Origin of the sequence: Citrobacter portucalensis (genome assembly GCF_002042885.1) — a bacterium.
Classification (GTDB): Bacteria; Pseudomonadota; Gammaproteobacteria; order Enterobacterales; family Enterobacteriaceae; genus Citrobacter; species Citrobacter portucalensis.
The window spans coordinates 31,994-52,185 of record NZ_MVFY01000003.1 but is presented as its reverse complement, the minus strand read 5'-3'; the positions used below and the strand labels follow the sequence as shown (position 1 = coordinate 52,185).

The window sequence follows — 20,192 nt, the reverse complement described above, 5'->3', positions numbered from 1 at the left end:
TGTGGTTGGCTATCGGCAAGTGTGGAGTCGAACTTGAGCATCTTTAAGTACAGCCCAGTAAATGCGAATCATAGCAAAATCACCAAAAATGGAATATCAGCAAATTCCTGGAGTTATTTCAACCTATTGACTTTTAATTTGAAATAGGGATTAACTTTTAGTACGTTACATAAATGTAAATAAACGGCAATTCACATTGCCGAAACCGTGCGGTATATCGCACAATAACCCCAGATTTCACAGCAAAGATCCTCACAATGAGCAAATCATTACAGAAACCCACGATTTTGAAAGTGGAAACCATCGCCCAATCCCGGCTGTTTAAGGTCGAAAGCGTGGACCTTGAGTTCAGCAATGGCGTACGCCGCGTTTATGAACGTATGCGTCCATCCACGCGTGAAGCGGTAATGATTGTGCCGATTGTTGACGACCATCTGATCCTTATTCGCGAATACGCGGTCGGGACCGAGTCCTACGAACTGGGTTTTTCCAAGGGATTAATCGATCCTGGCGAAAGCGTGTTTGAGGCGGCGAATCGGGAGCTGAAAGAAGAGGTGGGGTTTGGCGCAAAAGATCTGACGTTTTTAAAGAAACTCAGCATGGCGCCATCTTATTTCTCCAGCAAGATGAACATCGTGGTGGCAGAGGACTTATATCCTGAATCGCTGGAGGGTGATGAACCTGAGCCATTACCGCAGGTGCGCTGGCCGCTGGCGCATTTGATGGACCTGCTGGAAGACCCTGATTTTCACGAAGCGCGTAATGTCAGTGCGCTGTTCCTCGTCCGTGAATGGCTGAAAGGGCAGGGGCGGCTTTAATTACGATTGCCAACTGATACCTTATCCAGCCTACAAAATTCCGGAAGATCAAATAATTGTACCGAAATTGTAGGCCGGATAAGCGAAGCGCCATCCGGCAATCGATCAGAACAGTTCGTGTGTCTCACCATTATCGATAATGGTTGTCCCCACCTCATGCACCGCCTGTTGCGTCGGCTGAGTGCCTTCAATGAAGTACTCTGCGCGGCTATTACCACCGCTCGCCAGTTGTCCTGTGCTGCGATCGATATTGACCGTCACGATACCCGGCGGTGGCGTCAGCGGCTGTTCAGGCACACCTTCCAGCACGGATTTCATGTAAGCATCCCATGCAGGCTGCGCACTCTTCGCACCGCCTTCGTAGCCGGAGATTTGGTCTTTGATCGCGCCGGAAGCCGTTGTATGACCAAGGTTGCGGCGATGGTCATCAAAGCCGATCCATACCGACGTTACTACCCCTGGTCCGTAACCGGAGAACCACGCATCTTTAGAGCTGTTGGTAGTCCCCGTTTTCCCGCCGATATCATGACGCTGTAAATCGCGACCTGCGCGCCAACCGGTTCCCATCCAGCCTGGTTCACCAAAGATATTGGTGTTCAGCGCGCTTTTAATCAGGAAGGCCAGCGGCGTGTTAATCACGTGCGGAGCGTACTCTTGTGTGCCGCTTTGTGCGACCAGTGCCTGGTTCGCCTGCTCAAGCTGCGGCATAGGCACGGCGGCATTCTGCTGTTCCTGCGAGACGGCGACATCTTCTACGTTACTGTTTTCCAGCACGTTAGATTTCTGGGTATCGCCGTAAATCACCGGAATATCGCATTCCGGGCAGGCAATTTTTGGCTTCGCTTCGAAGATAACGCCGCCCATATCGCTTTCGATCTTACTGATGAAATACGGATCGACCAGGAAGCCGCCATTAGACATCACCGCGTAACCGCGCGCCACCTGCAACGGCGTGAACGAAGCCGAACCCAGCGCCAGTGACTCGGTATGCACAATGTTCTGTGCCGGGAAACCGAAACGTTGCAGATACTCTGCCGCGTAATCCACGCCCATAGCGCGCATGGCGCGTACCATCACTACGTTTTTCGACTGACCCAGCCCCTGACGTAAGCGGATAGGACCGGCGTACTGCGGCGGGGAGTTCTTCGGCTGCCAGTCAGAACCAGCACCGGCATCCCAGCGGGAGATTGGCACGTCGTTGAGCATGCTCGCCAGCGTCAGACCTTTATCCATTGCGGCGGTATACAGGAATGGCTTGATGTTGGAGCCCACCTGGCGTAACGCCTGGGTTGCACGGTTAAACTTGCTCTGGTTGAAGTCAAAACCACCAACCAGCGCCAGCACCGCGCCGTTTTGCGGATTGATGGAGACCAGGGCGGAGTTGACGTCCGGCACTTGCGCCAGCCACCAGGCATCTCCCACCTGGCGTACCCAGATTTGCTGGCCAGTCTGTACTACGTCGGTCACTTTACGCGGCGTTGGGCCTTGTTGAGTATCCGAACGGTAAGGACGCGCCCAGCGCATACCATCCATCCGTAATGACACTGATGTACCATCCGCCAACGAGGCAATGGCTTCCTGCGGATTGGCGCTGGTAACAACCGCCGGCAGCAGGGGGCCATAAGTCGGCAGCGCTTTCAGCGTATCGGTAATTTTCTTGCTGTCCCAACTGCTTTCGCCCACTTTCCACAGCACGTTCGACGGGCCGCGGTAGCCGTGGCGCATGTCGTAATCCATCACGTTGTTACGTACTGCCTGCTGAGCTGCCTGCTGTACTTTGCGCGTAATGGTGGTGGTGATGCGATACCCGTCTTCATAGGCTTTCTCGCCATAACGGTTATACATCTCCTGACGCACCATCTCAGACAGATACGGTGCAGAGAAAGCGATTTCCGGCGCGTGGTAGTTAGCGTCAATGGCCTCGCCGCGCGCCTGATCGTACTGGGCTTGCGTGATGTAGTTTTCGCTCAACATACGCGACAGTACAACGTTACGTCGCGCGGTTGCACGGTCCATCGAATAGAGCGGGTTGAAGGTTGACGGCGCTTTTGGCAGACCGGCAATCACCGCAATTTCACTTAAGCTGAGTTGATCCACCGTCTTACCGAAATAGACCTGCGCGGCAGCACCCACGCCATAGGCGCGATACCCTAGATAGATCTTGTTCAGATACAGTTCGAGGATCTCATCTTTACTCAGCAGTTGTTCAATGCGGATCGCCAGGAACACTTCTTTGATCTTACGCATCAGCGTACGTTCCGGGCTCAGGAAGAAGTTTCTCGCCAACTGTTGGGTAATGGTACTCGCCCCTTGCGACGCGTGACCAGAGAACAATGCGACGCTGGCCGCACGGAAGATCCCCACCGGGTCTACCCCATGGTGCTCATAAAAGCGGCTGTCTTCTGTGGCGATAAAGGCTTTAACCATTACCGGCGGCATCTGATCCAGCGTGACCGGGATTCGACGTTTCTCGCCATATTGCGCGATTAGCTCGCCGTCAGCGCTGTAAACCTGCATCGGGATCTGTAAACGCACATCTTTGAGCGTCGCGACGTCAGGTAATTGCGGCTCAATATAGCGATAGAGGCCATAAATCGAGCCTGCTCCCAGCAGGATGCAACATACTGCAAGGATTAATAAATACTTTACGAACTTCACTGGAGATTTCCCATTTAGTGGCATTTGGGCAGTTTATAAACAAACGCGCGGTAGTATAAAGGCAAGCCAGACGCATTGATATACCCGTTAAAGCGACGGGTGATAAGGAGATCATCAGCAATGGCTTTCAATATCTGGAAAATTGGTCTGCATATTCAGCAACATGAAGCGCTGGCTGTCGCTATCGTTCGCGAAGCATCAGGTTGGTATCTGCAACGCTGGTGGCGTATACCGCTGACGCCTCAGGTTATCGTCGATGGCCACATTCGCGAGCCTGAACAACTGGTCGCCGCGCTACTGCCGTGGAGCCGGGAGCTCCCTCGCCGACACCATATTCATCTCTCTTTTCCCGCCAACAGGACGTTACAAAAAAAGTTTCCTCGTCCGACAATGGCGTTACGCGAGCCAGAGCAAACCGCATGGTTGTCCGGTTCGATGGCGCGTGAACTCGATATGGCGCCGGATGCGCTGCATTTTGATTATAGCGAAGACACGTTGAGCCCGGCATTTAACGTCACTGCTGCGCAAAGCAAAGAGATTTCAGCGCTTCTGACGCTTATCCAAACCCTGAAGGTGCAGGTTACGGCGATTACACCGGATGCCAGCGCGTTACAGCGATTTATTCCCTTCTTGCCAGAACATCAGCAGTGTCTGGTATGGCGTGATGACGCCCAGTGGTTATGGGCGACCCGTTCGGTATGGGGACGTAAATCAACGGGCGATATTGGCAGTATCGATGAGCTTGCCACGACATTATCTCTTCCCCCGACAGCCATTGCGCAATGCTCCCCTGGCGGCTTCGATCCTTTGAGCGCCGTGTCTGTACGCCAGCCGCCCATTCCAACGCAAAGCCATCACTTCGCCATTGCGCTGGGACTCGCTATGGGAGGCTCGTACCGATGATAGCGACCATTAATCTTCTGCCCTGGCGTCAGACTCGGCGTTACGCTTGCCTGCGCTTCTGGGGCATCTTATTTAGCGCTTCGCTACTGCTTAGTATTGGCGTGTTGTTGCGCTACTACAGCGTGTTGAGTGTAGAAAATCGGGCTGAATTGTTGCTGGCAGATGCCGAAAAGACGCGTGTCGAGGCCTTAATGGCGCTAAAGCCGCGTATGCAGCAGCGCCAGCAACGATGGCAACAGGTGCAGGCACGGAGCAAACAGCGTGAGCAGACCCGAAGCTGGCAGTCGGTTTTGCAAGAGCTGGCGGAATTACTGCCTGAGCAGGCGTGGTTAACAAAAATGACCTGGCAACAGGACACGCTGGAACTGACGGGAAACACGCTGAACTTTGCCGCGCTGAAGACTCTGGAAACGCAATTACGCCAGCGGCCATTATTTCAGTTGAGCAGCTCCGGTGAAACGCAGCAGGATGCGCAGGGACGCTGGCAATTCCACTATCGACTGACACGGAGCGGTGCGCATGATAACGCTCTGTGATGTCTGGTTAGCGCAGTCGCCGCGCTTTCGACTCATCTGCTGGTGCGGCTGGATGTTGGGGCTACTCATACTGGTGACGTTATGTCTTTATCCCGTAGCGCGGGAGCGGACGATGCAACGCGAGACGCTGGTCCAGCAACGGGCAGCTATTCAGATGCAATGGCGAGATGTCTATCTGTTAGCGGCATCACCAGCAGAGCCGGAAGAGAAACTGACCCTGTTCTCTCCACTACTGTTTCAGACTTCACTTACTCGTCTTATCCACTGGCAACCCTCTGCGCAAGGCGGAGAGATGGCGCTGATATCGGCCTGGGATGCTATCCCGCAGACGTTTGTCCAGTTGGCGGCTCAGGGGATGAACGTCAGCCGATTTTCGCTTAGCGCAGAAGACACGGAGCTGCTGCTAACGCTACAGCTGGAGCGTCTGAATGACGGTTGAACGCTGGCTGTTGATATGCGTAAGCGTACTGATGCTCACCGGTATGCGTAATCCCTTCCTGCCGCCGGAGGACCGTTGCCAAATTGCTGAGCTGTCGACATGGCGTTTTCAGGGCATGGTGAGCCAGGGCACGCGACCCATCGGCATCGTTCAGGATAGCCAGAAAAAATGGCGGCGGGTTAAGCCAAATGACGTCCTGAAAAACGGTTGGACGATTACGCAGATAACGGCCCAGAACATAACCCTCGACACAGAAAAAAACTGCGAACCGCCGCGGTGGCAGTGGCAACGACAAGGAGCGGTAAATGAAGCGATGGATAGCGTGGATAGTAATAGCGCTGGCGGTCGGGATAACGAGCGCACTGGCGACGAAACCGCAAAACGTGACGCTGGTGGTCGATGATGTGCCGGTTACGCAAGTATTGCAGGCGCTGGCTGAACAGGAACAGAAAAACCTGGTGGTTTCGCCAGATGTCAGCGGTGTGCTGTCGCTGCATTTGACGGATGTCCCCTGGAAGCAGGCATTGCAGACGGTGGTAAAAAGTGCCGGACTGGTATTACGCCAGGAGGGAAACATCCTGCATGTACATTCTGTTCAATGGCAGAGTGAAAATGCGGCCCGCCAGGACAATGAACAGGCGCGGATTCAGGCCAGTATGCCGCTGGAGCAGCGCAGCATTATTTTGCACTATGCCGATGCTGCCGAGCTGGCAAAAGCAGGAGAAAAGCTGCTCAGTGCCAAGGGAAGCATGACGGTGGATAAACGGACCAACCGCTTACTGCTGCGTGATAATAGCGTTGCGCTTAACACCCTGGAAAAGTGGGTATCGGAAATGGATTTGCCGGTTGCCCAGGTCGAACTGGCGGCGCATATCGTGACTATTAATGAAAAAAGTTTGCGCGAGCTGGGAGTGAAGTGGTCGCTGGCTGACGCACAACACTCGGGGGCGGTTGGGAATGTCACGACGCTCGCCAGCGACCTTTCTGTAGCCACCGCCACATCCCGTGTGGGATTTAACATTGGCCGTATTAACGGTCGTTTACTGGAACTGGAGTTGTCTGCGCTGGAGCAAAAACAGCAGTTGGATATCATCGCCAGTCCACGATTACTGGCATCTCACCTGCAACCTGCCAGTATTAAGCAGGGCAGTGAGATCCCTTATCAGGTCTCCAGCGGTGAAAGCGGTGCGACATCCGTCGATTTCAAGGAAGCGGTACTGGGGATGGAGGTAACACCAACGGTGTTGCAGAAAGGGAGAATCAGGCTGAAACTGCATATCAGCCAGAATGTTCCCGGACAGGTTCTACAGCAGGCAGATGGCGAAGTGCTGGCTATCGACAAGCAGGAGATTGAAACGCAGGTCGAGGTAAAAAGCGGCGAGACGATTGCGCTTGGCGGGATTTTTTCACATAAGAATAAATCCGCAGCCGACAGCGTGCCGCTATTAGGCGACATTCCCTGGCTTGGCTCTCTTTTTCGCCATGATGGTAAAGAAGACGAACGGCGCGAATTAGTGGTCTTTATTACGCCCAGACTGGTTTCAACGGAATAACTTATGCATGAAAAGCCGTTGTTTTTGCACTGAACACGTTTCAGGGATTTGACGTGAGGGTGTATTTAGCATACAAGGAGTACCGATTTGAGCGTCGGTACTTTTCTTTACTTATGCGGCAGTGAATACGCTTTGCCTTTCCGGTGGTGTGCCATAGGCTTATTGGGTGTCATTTGACTGCGCGATACGTCGCCAGGTCTGATGTTTGCAGGGTAGCATGCCTGCCACGACCAGAAATGCGTTAGGTTTGGTGATTTATTCAGTTGCCAAACCCGCTTGAGTATTGAGATAATTTTCAGTCTGACTCTCGCAATATCTTATGAGGTTTCAGTTCATGTCCTGCTGCGCTGGGTGTCTGCGAAGCGGGTTTACCATTAACGAATAGTCTTAGTAGTACCGAAAAAATGGCAGAGAAACGCAATATCTTTCTGGTTGGGCCTATGGGTGCCGGAAAAAGCACTATTGGGCGCCAGTTAGCTCAACAACTCAATATGGAATTTTACGATTCTGATCAAGAGATTGAGAAACGAACCGGAGCTGATGTGGGCTGGGTCTTCGATGTAGAAGGTGAAGACGGCTTCCGTGATCGCGAAGAAAAAGTCATCAACGAGTTGACGGAAAAACAGGGTATTGTGCTGGCAACTGGCGGTGGCTCTGTAAAATCACGTGAAACACGTAACCGTCTTTCCGCGCGTGGCGTCGTGGTCTATCTTGAAACGACAATTGAAAAACAACTTGCACGTACTCAACGTGACAAGAAACGCCCGCTGCTGCAGGTAGAATCACCGCCTCGTGAAGTTCTGGAAGCGTTGGCTGACGAACGCAATCCTCTGTACGAAGAGATTGCTGACGTGACCATTCGCACCGACGATCAGAGCGCAAAAGTCGTAGCAAACCAGATTATTCATATGTTGGAAAGCAACTAATTCTGGCTGAATACACACTCGTCTGCGGGTACAAGTAACTAAGGTGGATGTCGCGTAATGGAGAGGATCACAGTCACTCTCGGGGAACGTAGTTACCCTATCACCATCGCGGCTGGTTTGTTCAATGAGCCAGCTTCATTCTTACCGCTGAAATCGGGCGATCAGGTTATGTTGGTGACCAACGAAACCCTGGCTCCCCTTTATCTCGATAAGGTTCGCGGCGTACTTGAACAGGCGGGTGTTAACGTTGATAGCGTTATCCTTCCCGATGGCGAGCAGTATAAAAGCCTGACGGTTCTGGATACGGTTTTCACCGCGTTACTGCAAAAACCGCATGGTCGTGATACCACGTTAGTTGCCCTTGGCGGCGGCGTGATTGGCGATCTGACCGGTTTTGCGGCAGCCAGCTATCAACGTGGTGTTCGTTTTATTCAAGTCCCGACAACTCTGTTGTCGCAGGTCGACTCCTCCGTTGGCGGCAAAACCGCCGTAAACCATCCCCTCGGTAAAAACATGATTGGCGCGTTTTACCAACCGGCCTCCGTGGTGGTGGATCTCGATTGTCTGAAAACGCTTCCTGCGCGTGAGCTGGCATCGGGGCTGGCGGAAGTGATCAAATACGGCATCATTCTTGACGGTGAATTTTTCAGCTGGCTGGAAGACAATCTGGATGCGTTACTGCGTCTGGATGGTCCGGCAATGGCGTACTGTATCCGTCGTTGTTGTGAGCTGAAAGCAGAAGTTGTCGCAGCAGACGAGCGTGAAATGGGCTTACGTGCTTTACTGAATCTGGGACACACGTTTGGCCATGCGATCGAAGCTGAAATGGGTTATGGCAATTGGTTACATGGTGAAGCAGTCGCAGCAGGTATGGTAATGGCTGCCCGTACGTCAGAACGTTTGGGTCAGTTCACCTCCGCTGATACGCAGCGCATCATTACGCTGTTACAGCGAGCAGGCTTACCGGTGAATGGGCCGCGTGAAATGTCCACCGAGGCTTATCTGCCGCACATGCTGCGAGATAAAAAAGTGTTAGCGGGAGAGATTCGTTTGGTGCTTCCGCGAGCGATAGGGAAGAGTGAAGTGCGCGGCGGAGTGTCGCACGAGGTGGTTCTTAACGCTATTGCTGATTGCCAGCAGGCGTAACAACAAGAAAGGTCAGGCTTACGTTGCGAAACGTAGGTCTTTTAGCTTCAGGTTATGTGCAAAGTCGTAAGCATTAACCTTTGAGTGGGGTGTTAAATGGATGAATTCAAACCAGAAGACGAGCTGAAACCCGATCCCAGCGATCGTCGTACTGGTCGTTCTCGTCAATCGTCTGAACGCGATAATGAGCCGCAAATCAATTTTGATGATGTTGATCTGGATGCTGACGATCGCCGTCCTGCACGTGCACGCAAAGAGCGTGAAGAAGAGCAGGACATTGAAGAAGAGTATGAATCTGATGACGATGCCGTGGATGAAGAGCGTGTAGAACGTCGTCCGCGCAAGCGTAAGAAAGCCGCCAGCAAGCCTGCCTCCCGCCAATATATGATGATGGGTGTGGGTGTTCTGGTACTGCTGCTGCTGATTATCGGCATTGGTTCTGCGCTGAAAGCCCCCTCATCTTCTTCCAATGAGCAGGCAGCATCTGGTGAGAAGAGCATCGATCTTTCTGGCAGCAATGCAACGGATCAGGCGAGCGCAACGGCTCCTGCAACGGGCACTGAGCAGACCGCTGGCAATACCCAGCAGGATGTTTCCCTGCCACCGATTTCCTCTACCCCGACTCAAGGTCAGGCACCTGCGGCAACCGAAGGCCAGCAGCGTGTTGAAGTGCAGGGCGATTTGAACAATGCTCTGACACAACCGCAGGGTCAGGAGCAGGTTAACAACGCCGTGGTTAACTCTACGCTGCCGACCGAACCTGCGACCGTTGCGCCGATGCGTAATGGTAATGCTGCGCGCCAGACGGCGAAAACGGAAACGACTGAGCGTCCTGCTGCTACGCGCCAGGAACGTAAACAGGCCGTTATTGAGCCGAAGAGCAAACCGCAAACTACGGTGAAAGCGACGCCGACAGAGCCGAAACCTGTTGCTCAGGCAAAACCAACCGTAACTGCTACCGCGCCGACCACCACAACTAAAGCACCTGTGGTAACCGCTACGCCGAAAGCGACCGCTGAGCCGAAAGCAACTGCGACGCCAACGCAGACCGCAACGCCTGCGCCAACGGCGACAGCAACAACGACAACGCCTGTTGCTGGCGGAGCGAAAAGCGCAGGTAATGTTGGAGCGTTAAAATCTGCGCCGTCCAGCCATTACACGCTGCAGCTCAGCAGTTCTTCTAACTACGACAACCTGAACGGTTGGGCGAAGAAAGAAAACCTGAAGAACTACGTGGTGTACCAGACGACGCGTAACGGTCAACCGTGGTATGTTCTGGTGACAGGCGTGTATGCGTCTAAAGAAGACGCGAAACGTGCAGTGTCTACGTTACCCGCTGATATTCAGGCGAAAAACCCGTGGGCAAAACCGCTGCATCAGGTTCAGGCCGATTTGAAGTAAGATAGGATATGTTCTGCAATGGTTTGATGTTTCGCCCAATTGCGGGACAAAGACTAAAGCGCAGGATGCTGTCGGAGCTTTCTCCACAGCCGGAGAAGGTGTAATTAGTTAGTCAGCATGAAAAAAAATCGCGCTTTTTTGAAATGGGCAGGGGGGAAATACCCCCTGCTTGATGATATCAAACGGCATTTACCCCAGGGTGAGTGCCTGATTGAACCTTTCGTGGGTGCCGGGTCGGTGTTTCTCAACACCGACTTTTCTCGTTATATTCTTGCCGATATCAACAGCGACCTTATCAGTCTCTATAACATCGTGAAGACGCGTACCGATGAGTATGTGCAGGCTTCGCGTGAGCTGTTTATGCCTGAAACCAATCAGGCTGAGGTGTACTATCGGTTCAGAGAAGAATTTAATGCCAGCGAGGATCCGTTCCGCAGAGCAGTGCTGTTCTTGTATCTGAACCGCTTTGGTTACAACGGATTGTGCCGTTATAACCTGCGCGGCGAGTTTAACGTCCCGTTTGGGCGTTATAAAAAACCTTACTTCCCGGAAGCCGAGTTGTACCATTTTGCTGAGAAAGCGCAGAATGCGGAGTTCCATTGCCTCTCCTATGAAGAGTGCATGAACCGTGCGGATAGCAACTCTGTGGTCTATTGTGACCCCCCTTATGCACCGCTTTCGGCGACGGCAAATTTCACTGCGTATCACACCAACAGCTTTAGCCCGAAAGAGCAGGCGCATTTGGCCGAGATGGCAGAAAAGCTGGTCAGTAAGCAGATCCCGGTGTTAATTTCGAACCACGATACGCCCGATACCCGTGAATGGTACCGAGCGGCGAAACATTTTCAGGTCAAAGTGCGGCGCAGCATAAGCAGCAATGGCGGCACGCGTAAAAAGGTGAACGAACTGCTGGCACTGTATAAACCAGGAGTCGTAACGCCTGCGAAGAAATAAATCTCAAGGAGAAGCGGATGAAACAGTATTTGATCGCCCCCTCAATTCTGTCGGCTGATTTTGCCCGCCTGGGTGAGGACACCGCGAGAGCGCTGACTGCCGGTGCCGATGTCGTGCACTTCGACGTCATGGACAATCACTACGTACCGAACCTGACCATCGGACCGATGGTACTGAAATCGCTGCGTAAATATGGCATCACCGCCCCGATTGATGTTCACCTGATGGTGAAACCGGTCGATCGTATTGTCCCGGACTTCGCCGCCGCTGGCGCCAGCATCATTACTTTTCATCCGGAAGCCTCCGAGCATGTCGATCGCACTTTACAGCTGATCAAAGAGCATGGCTGTAAAGCGGGCCTGGTGTTCAACCCGGCAACACCGCTGAGCTATCTGGACTACGTCATGGATAAGCTCGATGTGATCCTGCTGATGTCCGTTAACCCAGGCTTTGGCGGACAGTCCTTCATCCCACAAACGCTGGATAAGCTGCGCGAAGTGCGTCGTCGTATTGATGAATCTGGCTACGATATCCGCCTCGAAGTGGACGGTGGCGTCAAAGTGAATAACATTGGTGAAATTGCCGCGGCAGGCGCAGATATGTTTGTTGCAGGCTCCGCCATTTTCGACCAACCAGACTACAAAAAAGTCATTGATGAAATGCGCAATGAACTGGCGAAGGTAAGTCATGGATAAGTTTCAGGATATTCGGGGCGCTGCATTTGACCTCGACGGCACGCTGGTCGACAGCGCGCCGGGATTAGCCGCAGCGGTGGACATGGCGCTGTATGCGCTGGAACTGCCGGTTGCCGGAGAAGAACGCGTTATCACCTGGATTGGTAACGGTGCAGATGTACTGATGGAGCGCGCGCTGGCGTGGTCCCGTCAGGAGCGCGCAACATTACGTAAAACGATGGGTAAACCGCCCGTTGATGATGATATTCCCGCCGAGGAGCAGGTACGTATTTTGCGTAAGCTGTTCGACAGATACTACGGCGATGTTGCAGAAGAGGGGACATTCCTGTTCCCTGATGTTGCCGACACGCTGGGCGCGCTGCATGCGAAAGGATTGCCGCTGGGTCTGGTGACCAACAAACCGACCCCGTTTGTCGCGCCATTGCTCGAAGCATTAGATATCGCCAAGTACTTTAGCGTGGTCATCGGTGGTGACGACGTGCAGAATAAAAAACCGCATCCGGATCCGCTGCTGCTGGTGGCAAGTAAGCTTGGCATCAAGCCTGAGCAAATGCTCTTCGTAGGGGATTCACGCAATGATATTCAGGCGGCAAAAGCTGCTGGCTGTCCGTCCGTTGGCCTGACCTATGGCTACAACTACGGCGAGTCGATCGCGCTGAGCCAGCCCGACGTTATTTACGACCGTATTAATGAACTACTGCCCGCTCTCGGGCTTCCGCATAGCGAAAATCAGGAATCAAAAAATGACTAAGCCCATCGTTTTTAGTGGCGCACAGCCCTCAGGTGAATTGACCATTGGCAACTATATGGGTGCGCTGCGTCAGTGGGTGAGCATGCAGGATGACTACCATTGCATCTACTGCATCGTTGACCAACATGCCATCACCGTTCGTCAGGATGCTCAGCAGCTGCGTAAAGCAACGCTCGATACGCTGGCGCTGTATCTGGCATGCGGTATCGATCCTGAAAAAAGCACCATTTTCGTGCAGTCTCACGTACCGGAGCATGCACAGTTAGGTTGGGCGCTGAACTGCTACACCTACTTCGGCGAGCTGAGCCGTATGACCCAGTTCAAAGACAAATCCGCGCGCTATGCGGAGAACATCAACGCCGGTCTGTTTGATTATCCGGTACTGATGGCGGCAGACATCCTGCTGTATCAGACCAACCAGGTACCGGTTGGCGAAGATCAGAAACAGCATCTGGAACTGAGCCGCGATATCGCCCAGCGCTTTAATGCCCTGTATGGCGACATCTTTAAAGTGCCTGAGCCGTTTATTCCTAAATCCGGCGCGCGCGTGATGTCGCTGCTGGAGCCGACGAAGAAAATGTCCAAGTCGGATGACAACCGCAACAACGTGATCGGTCTGCTGGAAGATCCGAAATCTGTGGTTAAAAAAATCAAACGTGCGATGACCGATTCCGAAGAGCCGCCGGTTGTACGCTACGACGTGCAGAACAAAGCGGGTGTTTCCAACCTGCTGGATATTCTCTCCGCCGTCACCGGTAAGAGCATTCCGGAGCTGGAACAGCACTTCGAAGGCAAAATGTATGGTCATTTGAAAGGTGAAGTCGCAGAGGCCGTTTCCGGTATGCTGACCGAGCTTCAGGAACGCTATCACCGTTTCCGTAACGATGAAGCTTTCCTGCAGAAAGTGATGAAAGAAGGTGCGGAAAAAGCCAGCGCCCGCGCATCTGTTACGCTGAAAGCCGTTTACGAAGCGATTGGTTTTGTCGCCAAGCCGTAATGCGCTCTGTGTTGTTAAAAAAACCGGGAAGTTCCCGGTTTTTTTGTATCTGCGCAATCGCTTTTATTACTGATTTGCAGCCGGACCACAGCCACCAATAATTTTTGAAATCGAAATTGCTGGATGCAGGAAATAATCGTAGCTGCAGTTATTTTTTGTGTTTTCGATATGACCAGTGCACGCGGTCAGCGTAGCCAGAACACCAGCAACTAAGGTGATTTTTGCAAATTTAAACATGTCAAAATCCTTGTTAGATATCTATTTCTAAATGGATGAAGTCCATTTTTCGCCGGATAAGATATCAACTAACATAAACTTTAAGTAGTCCAGAAAAGGACATGTCGCTTTATATATAAAACATACGATTAGTGAATTGAATTTAAATAAAAAAGCCTGGTATTAATAAATAATACCAGGCTGCCGGGTTTAATTAATTAGCGAAATGTTTTTCTGAAATTCAACATAAAGCCTTTATCGTTGATGTTGTCCTCTTTCCACTGGTAAGCGTCCAGATTCAGGCTGGCGTCTTTGGCGCTGTATTTCACGCCGACCGTCGCCAGGCCGTTGATGCCTCCGCCTTTTTGGTCGTCGTCTACGCTAAAGGACTGGCCTGCGGCACCTTGCAGTGACGCAGTACGCTGGCTTTTGCTGTATCTCAGGTTCGGACCGCCTTCCAGTGTGGCGCTGGCGCTCCAGCCATTTTCAGCGGTATAGTCGAACTTCATTCCGACAATGGAATCCACAGCGGTTTCGCTGCCAGCGTTCATCGACAGGTTGAAATCACCCGCACTACGCTCTTTATAGCTGCCTTCCAGCGTATGACGGAATTTCACCCCGGCGTACGGCGTGACTTTCAACGTATCGTTGAGCATGGTGAAGGTTTTCGCCCCTTCGCTGCGGAACTCAAGATACTGCTGACGTGCGTTGGAATCCGCCACCTTATTGGTGTCGCCATAAGAGACAGAACGGCTGCTGTCGAGGTTGTGTACGTCATAACGCAGGCTGTTCTTCCACGCCAGACCTTCATTAAACGCCATGCTGTGCTTCAGACCAAAGAACTGGCTGTAGCCGCCGGTCAGGCCGTTGTCGCCCGCGGTCTTCGAACCGTCACCGTCCAGGCGCGCGATACCGTACTCCAGCGTCAGATTCTGGCTGGCGGTGAGATCCAACGACTGACGTAATGCCAGCATGTCGTACTGGGTATCGTTGCCCAACTCAGCGCGCGGGTCGCCTTTCGCTACGACGTTGAACGCCAGGCCATCTTTAATTTGCGGCGCGGCATCGGCCAGCATGGTAAAGCGGTTGCTTAGCACGCGGGCTTCACGGAACGCGGTGATAGCCTGACTGCCGCTCACTTGCTTAAGCGCGTTGTTCAGTTCAGCGGTGGAGCCAACGTTGAGGCTGGTGTACAGCTCGTTGTTGGTGTAACCGGCGTCGAGCGCCTGCGCCACGTCACTGACGGAACTATCGGTCGCCACATCGGCATAGGCGTTTTTGGTCATGGTGACGTCAACGTTGCCGCTGGCATCGGTGCTGCCCTGTGCATTCCACACCACGGAGGTGGACTGAATGGCACCTGCGTCGGAGAGGTTGCTGCCCTCGACCACGTTGTCAAAGCTGACGGTGGTGTCGGCAGTACCTGCGGTAAAACCGGTGTTAATCTCCACGCCGTTCATGCTGGCATTGCTGACCATCAACTTACCGGCGCTGCCATCAGCGCTGGTGCCGACCACATAGCCCGACAGGTTGTTGGTGGCCGTTGAATCTGCACTGTCGCTGGTGGTAACGGTTGTCGTGCCATCGGTAATAGCAGGTTCCGTGGGGGCCGTGAAGTCAACATAATGCACTTCCGTACCGTCACCGTTTTCGCCGCTGCCTTCAATGGTTTTACCATCCTGCTTGATAAAGCCGGAGCCAGTCACGTTGTCATCAATGTAGACCGTGCCGTTATTGACGATATGACCGTTACTGCCCAGTTGGCTGAAGGCGTAGGAGTTGCTGGCGTAAATATTGATGGTGCCGTTATTTTCGATCACCGCATCGGATTTGGCATCTGATTCCAGCTGCATCCCGACCATACCGGTTTGTGTGGTACCTTCGGTTCCCACATTGATGGTGCCGTTATTGACCATCTTCGCACTGCCGTGCGCGGACATCGCCACATTGTTAGTTTTATCAATGTTGATGGTGCCGTCGTTAATGGCTTTACTGCCGCCATTATTTTTCGAGGTAGTGACCTGCCCGTTAATGACGCCAGTGCTGCCGTTGTACAGCGTGTGCCCGCTCCCGCCGGTGGCGATATCGGCATCGCTGTTCACTGTCCCCCAGTTATTGAAGGCGCCGGACCACAGGGCGTTATCTGTCAGCGTCATCACGCCGCCTTCAAGATTATTGAGCGTACCGTTTTTATCGACGGTGCCGTTATTAATGACACCCGCGTTATTGACGGTTGCGGCAGCGGTAAATTTGAGTTTATCGACTTCGCCGCCAGCGTTGTTGTTCAGTACCGCACCACCCGATGCGCCGGTCCAGTCCGTCACGATGCCGGTATTGTTCATGGTGCTGGACCATTGCTCAACCGTGTTCATGGACCCGCTGTTGTTGATAATGGAACCTGCGACGGTGGTGCCGGTTTTCCCGGTCACGGTGCCTGTATTGTTGAAGACACCGCCGTCAACGGAGACTGCCTCTGTTGTACCTTCGTTGGTATAGGTGCCGCCTGTTGCAATACTGACGCTGCTGATGCTGCCGGTGTCGGCATTGGTTAAATCGCCGTAATTTTTAACGATGACCTTGCCGCCGCTGACGGTGCCCGCGTTGCTAATGTGTACGGTTTCCGTTGCGACCGGATTGGTAATGATGGTTTCGCCGGTAAGCGTTTCGCCTGCGGCGGTAATGACATCGCCATCAGCAAAAGTAAGGGAAACGTTGCTGTCGGTTGGGTTGTAGTCGTCGCTGCCCTGGCAGTTGCTGTCATAACAGACCGTACCGTAGTTAACCACGGTACTTTTGCTGTCAGTCAGGAAAGGCTTGCCGTAATTGGCATCAATATTGATGGTCCCTGTGGTGTCGTTAATCACGATGCCACCATTCAGCGCCGCCATGCCCACCAGTTGGTTATCATCGGTTTTGGTGACGCCTGCATCGGCGGTCAGGTTAATAGTGCCCTGGTTAATGGCTGTGCCGCCGTTAAGTGCCATCATACCGAAGCCCGCATTATTGACGGTAATGGTGCCTGTATTGGTGGCGGTTGCATCGCCATAACCACCGTCGGTGGTGCCTGCCACCATTGCCGAGCTGGTCAGATAGAGTTGTGATGGTGACCAGTAACTTTTGCTGGCGACGGTATTATCGTCGTTCAGCGTCGGGACAAAGCCGTCCAGGTAAATATCTCCGGCATTGAGGGCCGTCCCTTTACTGGCGGATACGCCATAGACTCCCGCCCCCTGGAGATTTATTGTGGCGCCTGCCTCGTTGCGCACTTCGCCGTAGTTTTCCGCCAGCATGGCGTACAGCGTATTGCTGTACCAAATCAGCGGGAAGGTTCCTATTCCTCCATCGCTGCCTGGGGTTAGTGACGATACCAGCGTGATTGATCCTCCCGCTGCGTTGCTAACAATCGATCCTTGATCGGTAGCCGCAGTGATTGCATTACGGTTGTCATGACCGCTTGTGGCATAGGCGCTAATATCGCCACTGTTTTTTGCCTGTGCGCCGCTGCGGGCGAATAATAGGGCGACAGCGCCGTCATCAACGATGGCTCCCTGATTATCGATCGATGAACCCTGGCCTTTTGCGGTTAGTATTGCGTTGTAGGTGTAATGCTCACTGGGCAAAACTGTTTCTGTGATTTTAATTACAGAGTTTTGGTCTAACGTTAAGCTGCCGCCGTTTTGTACATTTGCCAGTGTCACTGACCCGCCGGGGAGGGTGGTGATATTCAATGTGGACTCACCGCTTAATGTGACACTGCTAGCTCCGTCTATATTTATGCCTGTAACAGACGATACTTCGCCATCGCCATTTTCGGCGTAGTTGATATCAATACCGCCCATCAGATTGACGGTATTGCCATCACCTTTGACCGTGAGGCCGTATGTATCCAGCCACTGTCCACTTACCGTGCTCACATCGCTAACATTGATGTTAAGCGAGCCGGTTAGATCCACCTGATTGTTCGTGCCGCTGACGGTGATTCCCTGGAGGGTATCGCTGTTGCTGGCCATCTGGCTATCTGCGTCATAGTCACCGCTGATTGTGACGTTGCCGGTAATATTCAGCGTATTGTTATCACCCGCCATATCGAGGCCCTGTGCACCACGGTATAGGCCGTTGCTGTCCTCGACAGCGGTCACATTGATATCGCCATCCAGCGTTACCTGTGACGAGTCGCCACTCATTTCTGCGCCAGTACCATTCAGGCTGACGTCGATATTTCCTTTATTATTAAAGACATTTCTTTCACCATCGATCACAAAACCCACGGAGTTTGCATCGCGCACGGTCGCGTTGCCGGTGTTTTTGATTTCGTTACCCGCCCCGTCAGTGACGATACCCGTCGCGCCGTTGGTGACCAGCATGTCACCTGCCTGAGTCAGGCTATTATCATTTCCATCAATGACTGCAGCGATAGAGCCCGCGCCATCCACGGTGATATCACCCGTATTCGCGATTCGGGAATTATCGCCCGCAATGACGGTACCCGTTGCGCCCTGCGCAATGGTTTGATCTCCTTCGCCAATAACCAGCGCCTTATTTCCCGCGATGTACAGCCCGGTTGACCCCGCGCCGGTGACCGTTGAGTCGCCGGTGTTATCAATCACCGCACCGTCACCTGTCATTTTGGCTCCGGTCGCGCCGTCGGTAACGTTTAGCTCACCATCGTTAGTAATGCGGGTTTTGTCGCCGGTGATGCTGATACCGATAGAGCCTACGCCGCTGACATCGGTGGTGCCGATATTATCGAAGGTGGCGCTGTTGCCGTTAATCAGGATGCCCGTTGCGCCGTCGGAAATATCCTGCTTCCCTTCGCTGTTAATGGTTGCGTTGTCGCCGTCAATATATAGCCCGGTAGAACCTGCGCCGCTGGCGGTGGTATCGCCTTTGTTGTCGATGAGGACATCATCACCGGTAATCTTTGCCCCAGTAGCGCCGTCGGCCACATAGAGTTCACCATCGTTGATAACGTGCGAGTTGTCGCCATTGACGATGGAGCCGGTTGAACCTTGACCGCTGATGTTAGAGGTGCCGGTATTCGCCACCGTGGTTTCGTTGCCATCGATCACCATGCCGGTGCCGCCACCAGTGACGTCAATGCCACCGGAAATGCGGGTGATGGTGCCGTTACCTGAAATCAGCGCGCCGGTTGCGCCGTCGACGGTGCTTTGTCCTGAAATCGTATTGGTGGTGTTGTCACCGGTAATGACGATGCCGACCGCACCATCGCTGACGGAGGAATCACCGCTTAACGCGTTGTTTGTCCGATCGCCGGAGATGATGACACCTGTTTTACCTTCACCACGGGTATCAACCCCGCGATCGGCAACGTGTGACTCGTCGTCGCCCGTTGCAACGGTGGTTTGATCATCGGCAACGATCAGGTATCCCTGGCTGTCATATTTCCAGTACAGACCGCTTCCTTGCACCGTACCTTCAATGACGGCGGCATTATCGTCGGTCACTTTCCAGTCGGAAACCAGCAGCGTTTTACCGTCTTGTAACGCGATCTGCCACCGATCGTCCTGTCCGACGTAATTCCATACGGCGCCGCCGAGGTCCGTGCCGCTATCCAGCTTGATGCCGTCAAATGTCAGTGTGTTCAGGCCTTTATCGATGGTGACGCCGTTACTGAAGGTAATAACAGAGGTATCATCAGGTGGTGTAGGTGTTACATCGCCGCCATCGTCATCGGGAGGTGTGGGCGTTACATCACCGCCATCGTCGTCGGGAGGCGTGGGTGTTACATCGCCGCTATCGTCATCGGGAGGCGTGGGCGTTACATCGCCGCTATCGTCGTCAGGAGGTGTGGGCGTTACATCGCCATTATCTGATGGGGTTGCCGGAGTATCATTATGGTGGGAATGGCCGCCGCCATTGTTATCGATACCTATCGCTACACCAGCTGTTAGCGCAGCGACACCACCTGCGACCCATCCCCAGTGATTGTCTTGTTCTGTATAATCTGCCAGGCAGCGTGCGGAGAGTTTGTTACGTTCGGCTTTTGATAATACGGATATATCAGTAGGGCAATCATTGTCATCGTCGCTACTATCTGCGGCTATCGCCGGGAGATAGTAAGTTTGCAACGCAAGAGCAATACCCACAGCAATGAGTTTTTTCCTTTGCATAATCGACATCCTTAAATAAATACGCACAAAATATGCCATTGAAGGCATAAATTTATTTCGAGGTAATT

General features: G+C 53.1%; 16 protein-coding genes. 13 read left to right on the top strand and 3 right to left on the bottom strand.

The genetic code is table 11. The features are described 5' to 3' along the window. The first annotated feature begins 257 nt into the window (after positions 1–257). On the top strand, positions 258–818 hold the full coding sequence (nudE, locus tag BZK40_RS05340; protein WP_048236942.1) for an ADP compounds hydrolase NudE: 561 nt from the start codon (positions 258–260) through the stop codon (positions 816–818). A gap of 105 nt (positions 819–923) precedes the next feature. On the opposite strand, the gene mrcA is transcribed toward nudE, so the two are convergent. Further along, positions 924–3,476, bottom strand: coding sequence for a peptidoglycan glycosyltransferase/peptidoglycan DD-transpeptidase MrcA (mrcA, locus tag BZK40_RS05335; RefSeq protein WP_079934287.1), 2,553 nt, complete (start codon positions 3,474–3,476; stop codon positions 924–926). Between the two features lie 120 nt (positions 3,477–3,596). On the opposite strand from mrcA, the gene BZK40_RS05330 reads away from it, so the two are divergent. The 12 genes from BZK40_RS05330 to trpS all read left to right on the top strand — a co-directional run bounded on the left by BZK40_RS05330 (position 3,597) and on the right by trpS (position 13,777). Then, positions 3,597–4,379, top strand: coding sequence for a type IV pilus biogenesis protein PilM (locus tag BZK40_RS05330; protein WP_079934286.1), 783 nt, complete (start codon positions 3,597–3,599; stop codon positions 4,377–4,379). After that, positions 4,376–4,915, top strand: coding sequence for a PilN domain-containing protein (locus tag BZK40_RS05325; protein ID WP_079934285.1), 540 nt, complete (start codon positions 4,376–4,378; stop codon positions 4,913–4,915). Before BZK40_RS05330 ends, BZK40_RS05325 begins: the two co-directional genes overlap by 4 nt. Continuing rightward, complete coding sequence (locus tag BZK40_RS05320) at positions 4,899–5,354, top strand: HofO family protein (RefSeq protein ID WP_079934284.1); 456 nt, start codon at positions 4,899–4,901, stop codon at positions 5,352–5,354. The genes BZK40_RS05325 and BZK40_RS05320 overlap by 17 nt, the downstream gene beginning before the upstream one ends. Continuing rightward, on the top strand, positions 5,344–5,757 hold the full coding sequence (locus BZK40_RS05315; RefSeq protein ID WP_008786323.1) for a HofP DNA utilization family protein: 414 nt from the start codon (positions 5,344–5,346) through the stop codon (positions 5,755–5,757). Before BZK40_RS05320 ends, BZK40_RS05315 begins: the two co-directional genes overlap by 11 nt. Beyond that, positions 5,660–6,907: a DNA uptake porin HofQ gene (gene hofQ / locus BZK40_RS05310; protein ID WP_079934283.1), complete on the top strand. Its 1,248-nt coding sequence runs from the start codon at positions 5,660–5,662 to the stop codon at positions 6,905–6,907. The genes BZK40_RS05315 and hofQ overlap by 98 nt, the downstream gene beginning before the upstream one ends. A gap of 404 nt (positions 6,908–7,311) precedes the next feature. Further along, positions 7,312–7,833, top strand: a complete 522-nt coding sequence (gene aroK, locus BZK40_RS05300; protein WP_003023552.1) for a shikimate kinase AroK — start codon at positions 7,312–7,314, stop codon at positions 7,831–7,833. A gap of 57 nt (positions 7,834–7,890) precedes the next feature. Further along, the gene (aroB, locus tag BZK40_RS05295; protein WP_003827681.1) at positions 7,891–8,979 is read left to right on the top strand and encodes a 3-dehydroquinate synthase; all 1,089 of its coding nucleotides are present in this window, start codon (positions 7,891–7,893) and stop codon (positions 8,977–8,979) included. A gap of 96 nt (positions 8,980–9,075) precedes the next feature. Further along, positions 9,076–10,380, top strand: a complete 1,305-nt coding sequence (gene damX / locus BZK40_RS05290) for a cell division protein DamX (RefSeq protein WP_071446675.1) — start codon at positions 9,076–9,078, stop codon at positions 10,378–10,380. Between the two features lie 117 nt (positions 10,381–10,497). Then, on the top strand, positions 10,498–11,334 hold the full coding sequence (gene dam / locus BZK40_RS05285; protein ID WP_003827684.1) for an adenine-specific DNA-methyltransferase: 837 nt from the start codon (positions 10,498–10,500) through the stop codon (positions 11,332–11,334). 17 nt (positions 11,335–11,351) lie between these two features. Then, positions 11,352–12,029, top strand: coding sequence for a ribulose-phosphate 3-epimerase (gene rpe, locus BZK40_RS05280; protein ID WP_003023561.1), 678 nt, complete (start codon positions 11,352–11,354; stop codon positions 12,027–12,029). Next, positions 12,022–12,780 carry a phosphoglycolate phosphatase gene (gene gph, locus BZK40_RS05275; protein ID WP_003837920.1) on the top strand — a complete coding sequence of 253 codons (759 nt, stop codon included), beginning with the start codon at positions 12,022–12,024 and terminating at the stop codon, positions 12,778–12,780. Before rpe ends, gph begins: the two co-directional genes overlap by 8 nt. Beyond that, positions 12,773–13,777, top strand: coding sequence for a tryptophan--tRNA ligase (gene trpS / locus BZK40_RS05270; protein WP_003827687.1), 1,005 nt, complete (start codon positions 12,773–12,775; stop codon positions 13,775–13,777). The genes gph and trpS overlap by 8 nt, the downstream gene beginning before the upstream one ends. Positions 13,778–13,843: 66 nt before the next feature. Here the strand turns inward: trpS and BZK40_RS05265 are convergent, their stop codons facing one another. Further along, positions 13,844–14,014 carry a YhfL family protein gene (locus BZK40_RS05265; protein WP_008786311.1) on the bottom strand — a complete coding sequence of 57 codons (171 nt, stop codon included), beginning with the start codon at positions 14,012–14,014 and terminating at the stop codon, positions 13,844–13,846. Positions 14,015–14,211: 197 nt separating this feature from the next. Next, positions 14,212–20,124, bottom strand: coding sequence for a pectate lyase-fold domain-containing protein (locus BZK40_RS05260; protein ID WP_079934282.1), 5,913 nt, complete (start codon positions 20,122–20,124; stop codon positions 14,212–14,214). Positions 20,125–20,192 lie beyond the last annotated feature (68 nt).

What these genes read in the sequence shown, in the direction of transcription:
- BZK40_RS05260 (WP_079934282.1), bottom strand. Translation starts at nt 20,124, where the DNA reads ATGCAAAGGAAAAAACTCATTGCTGTGGGTATTGCTCTTGCGTTGCAA.
- gph (WP_003837920.1), top strand. Translation starts at nt 12,022, where the DNA reads ATGGATAAGTTTCAGGATATTCGGGGCGCTGCATTTGACCTCGACGGC.
- nudE (WP_048236942.1), top strand. Translation starts at nt 258, where the DNA reads ATGAGCAAATCATTACAGAAACCCACGATTTTGAAAGTGGAAACCATC.
- aroB (WP_003827681.1), top strand. Translation starts at nt 7,891, where the DNA reads ATGGAGAGGATCACAGTCACTCTCGGGGAACGTAGTTACCCTATCACC.
- hofQ (WP_079934283.1), top strand. Translation starts at nt 5,660, where the DNA reads ATGAAGCGATGGATAGCGTGGATAGTAATAGCGCTGGCGGTCGGGATA.
- BZK40_RS05315 (WP_008786323.1), top strand. Translation starts at nt 5,344, where the DNA reads ATGACGGTTGAACGCTGGCTGTTGATATGCGTAAGCGTACTGATGCTC.
- rpe (WP_003023561.1), top strand. Translation starts at nt 11,352, where the DNA reads ATGAAACAGTATTTGATCGCCCCCTCAATTCTGTCGGCTGATTTTGCC.
- BZK40_RS05330 (WP_079934286.1), top strand. Translation starts at nt 3,597, where the DNA reads ATGGCTTTCAATATCTGGAAAATTGGTCTGCATATTCAGCAACATGAA.
- dam (WP_003827684.1), top strand. Translation starts at nt 10,498, where the DNA reads ATGAAAAAAAATCGCGCTTTTTTGAAATGGGCAGGGGGGAAATACCCC.
- aroK (WP_003023552.1), top strand. Translation starts at nt 7,312, where the DNA reads ATGGCAGAGAAACGCAATATCTTTCTGGTTGGGCCTATGGGTGCCGGA.
- damX (WP_071446675.1), top strand. Translation starts at nt 9,076, where the DNA reads ATGGATGAATTCAAACCAGAAGACGAGCTGAAACCCGATCCCAGCGAT.
- BZK40_RS05320 (WP_079934284.1), top strand. Translation starts at nt 4,899, where the DNA reads ATGATAACGCTCTGTGATGTCTGGTTAGCGCAGTCGCCGCGCTTTCGA.
- trpS (WP_003827687.1), top strand. Translation starts at nt 12,773, where the DNA reads ATGACTAAGCCCATCGTTTTTAGTGGCGCACAGCCCTCAGGTGAATTG.
- BZK40_RS05325 (WP_079934285.1), top strand. Translation starts at nt 4,376, where the DNA reads ATGATAGCGACCATTAATCTTCTGCCCTGGCGTCAGACTCGGCGTTAC.
- BZK40_RS05265 (WP_008786311.1), bottom strand. Translation starts at nt 14,014, where the DNA reads ATGTTTAAATTTGCAAAAATCACCTTAGTTGCTGGTGTTCTGGCTACG.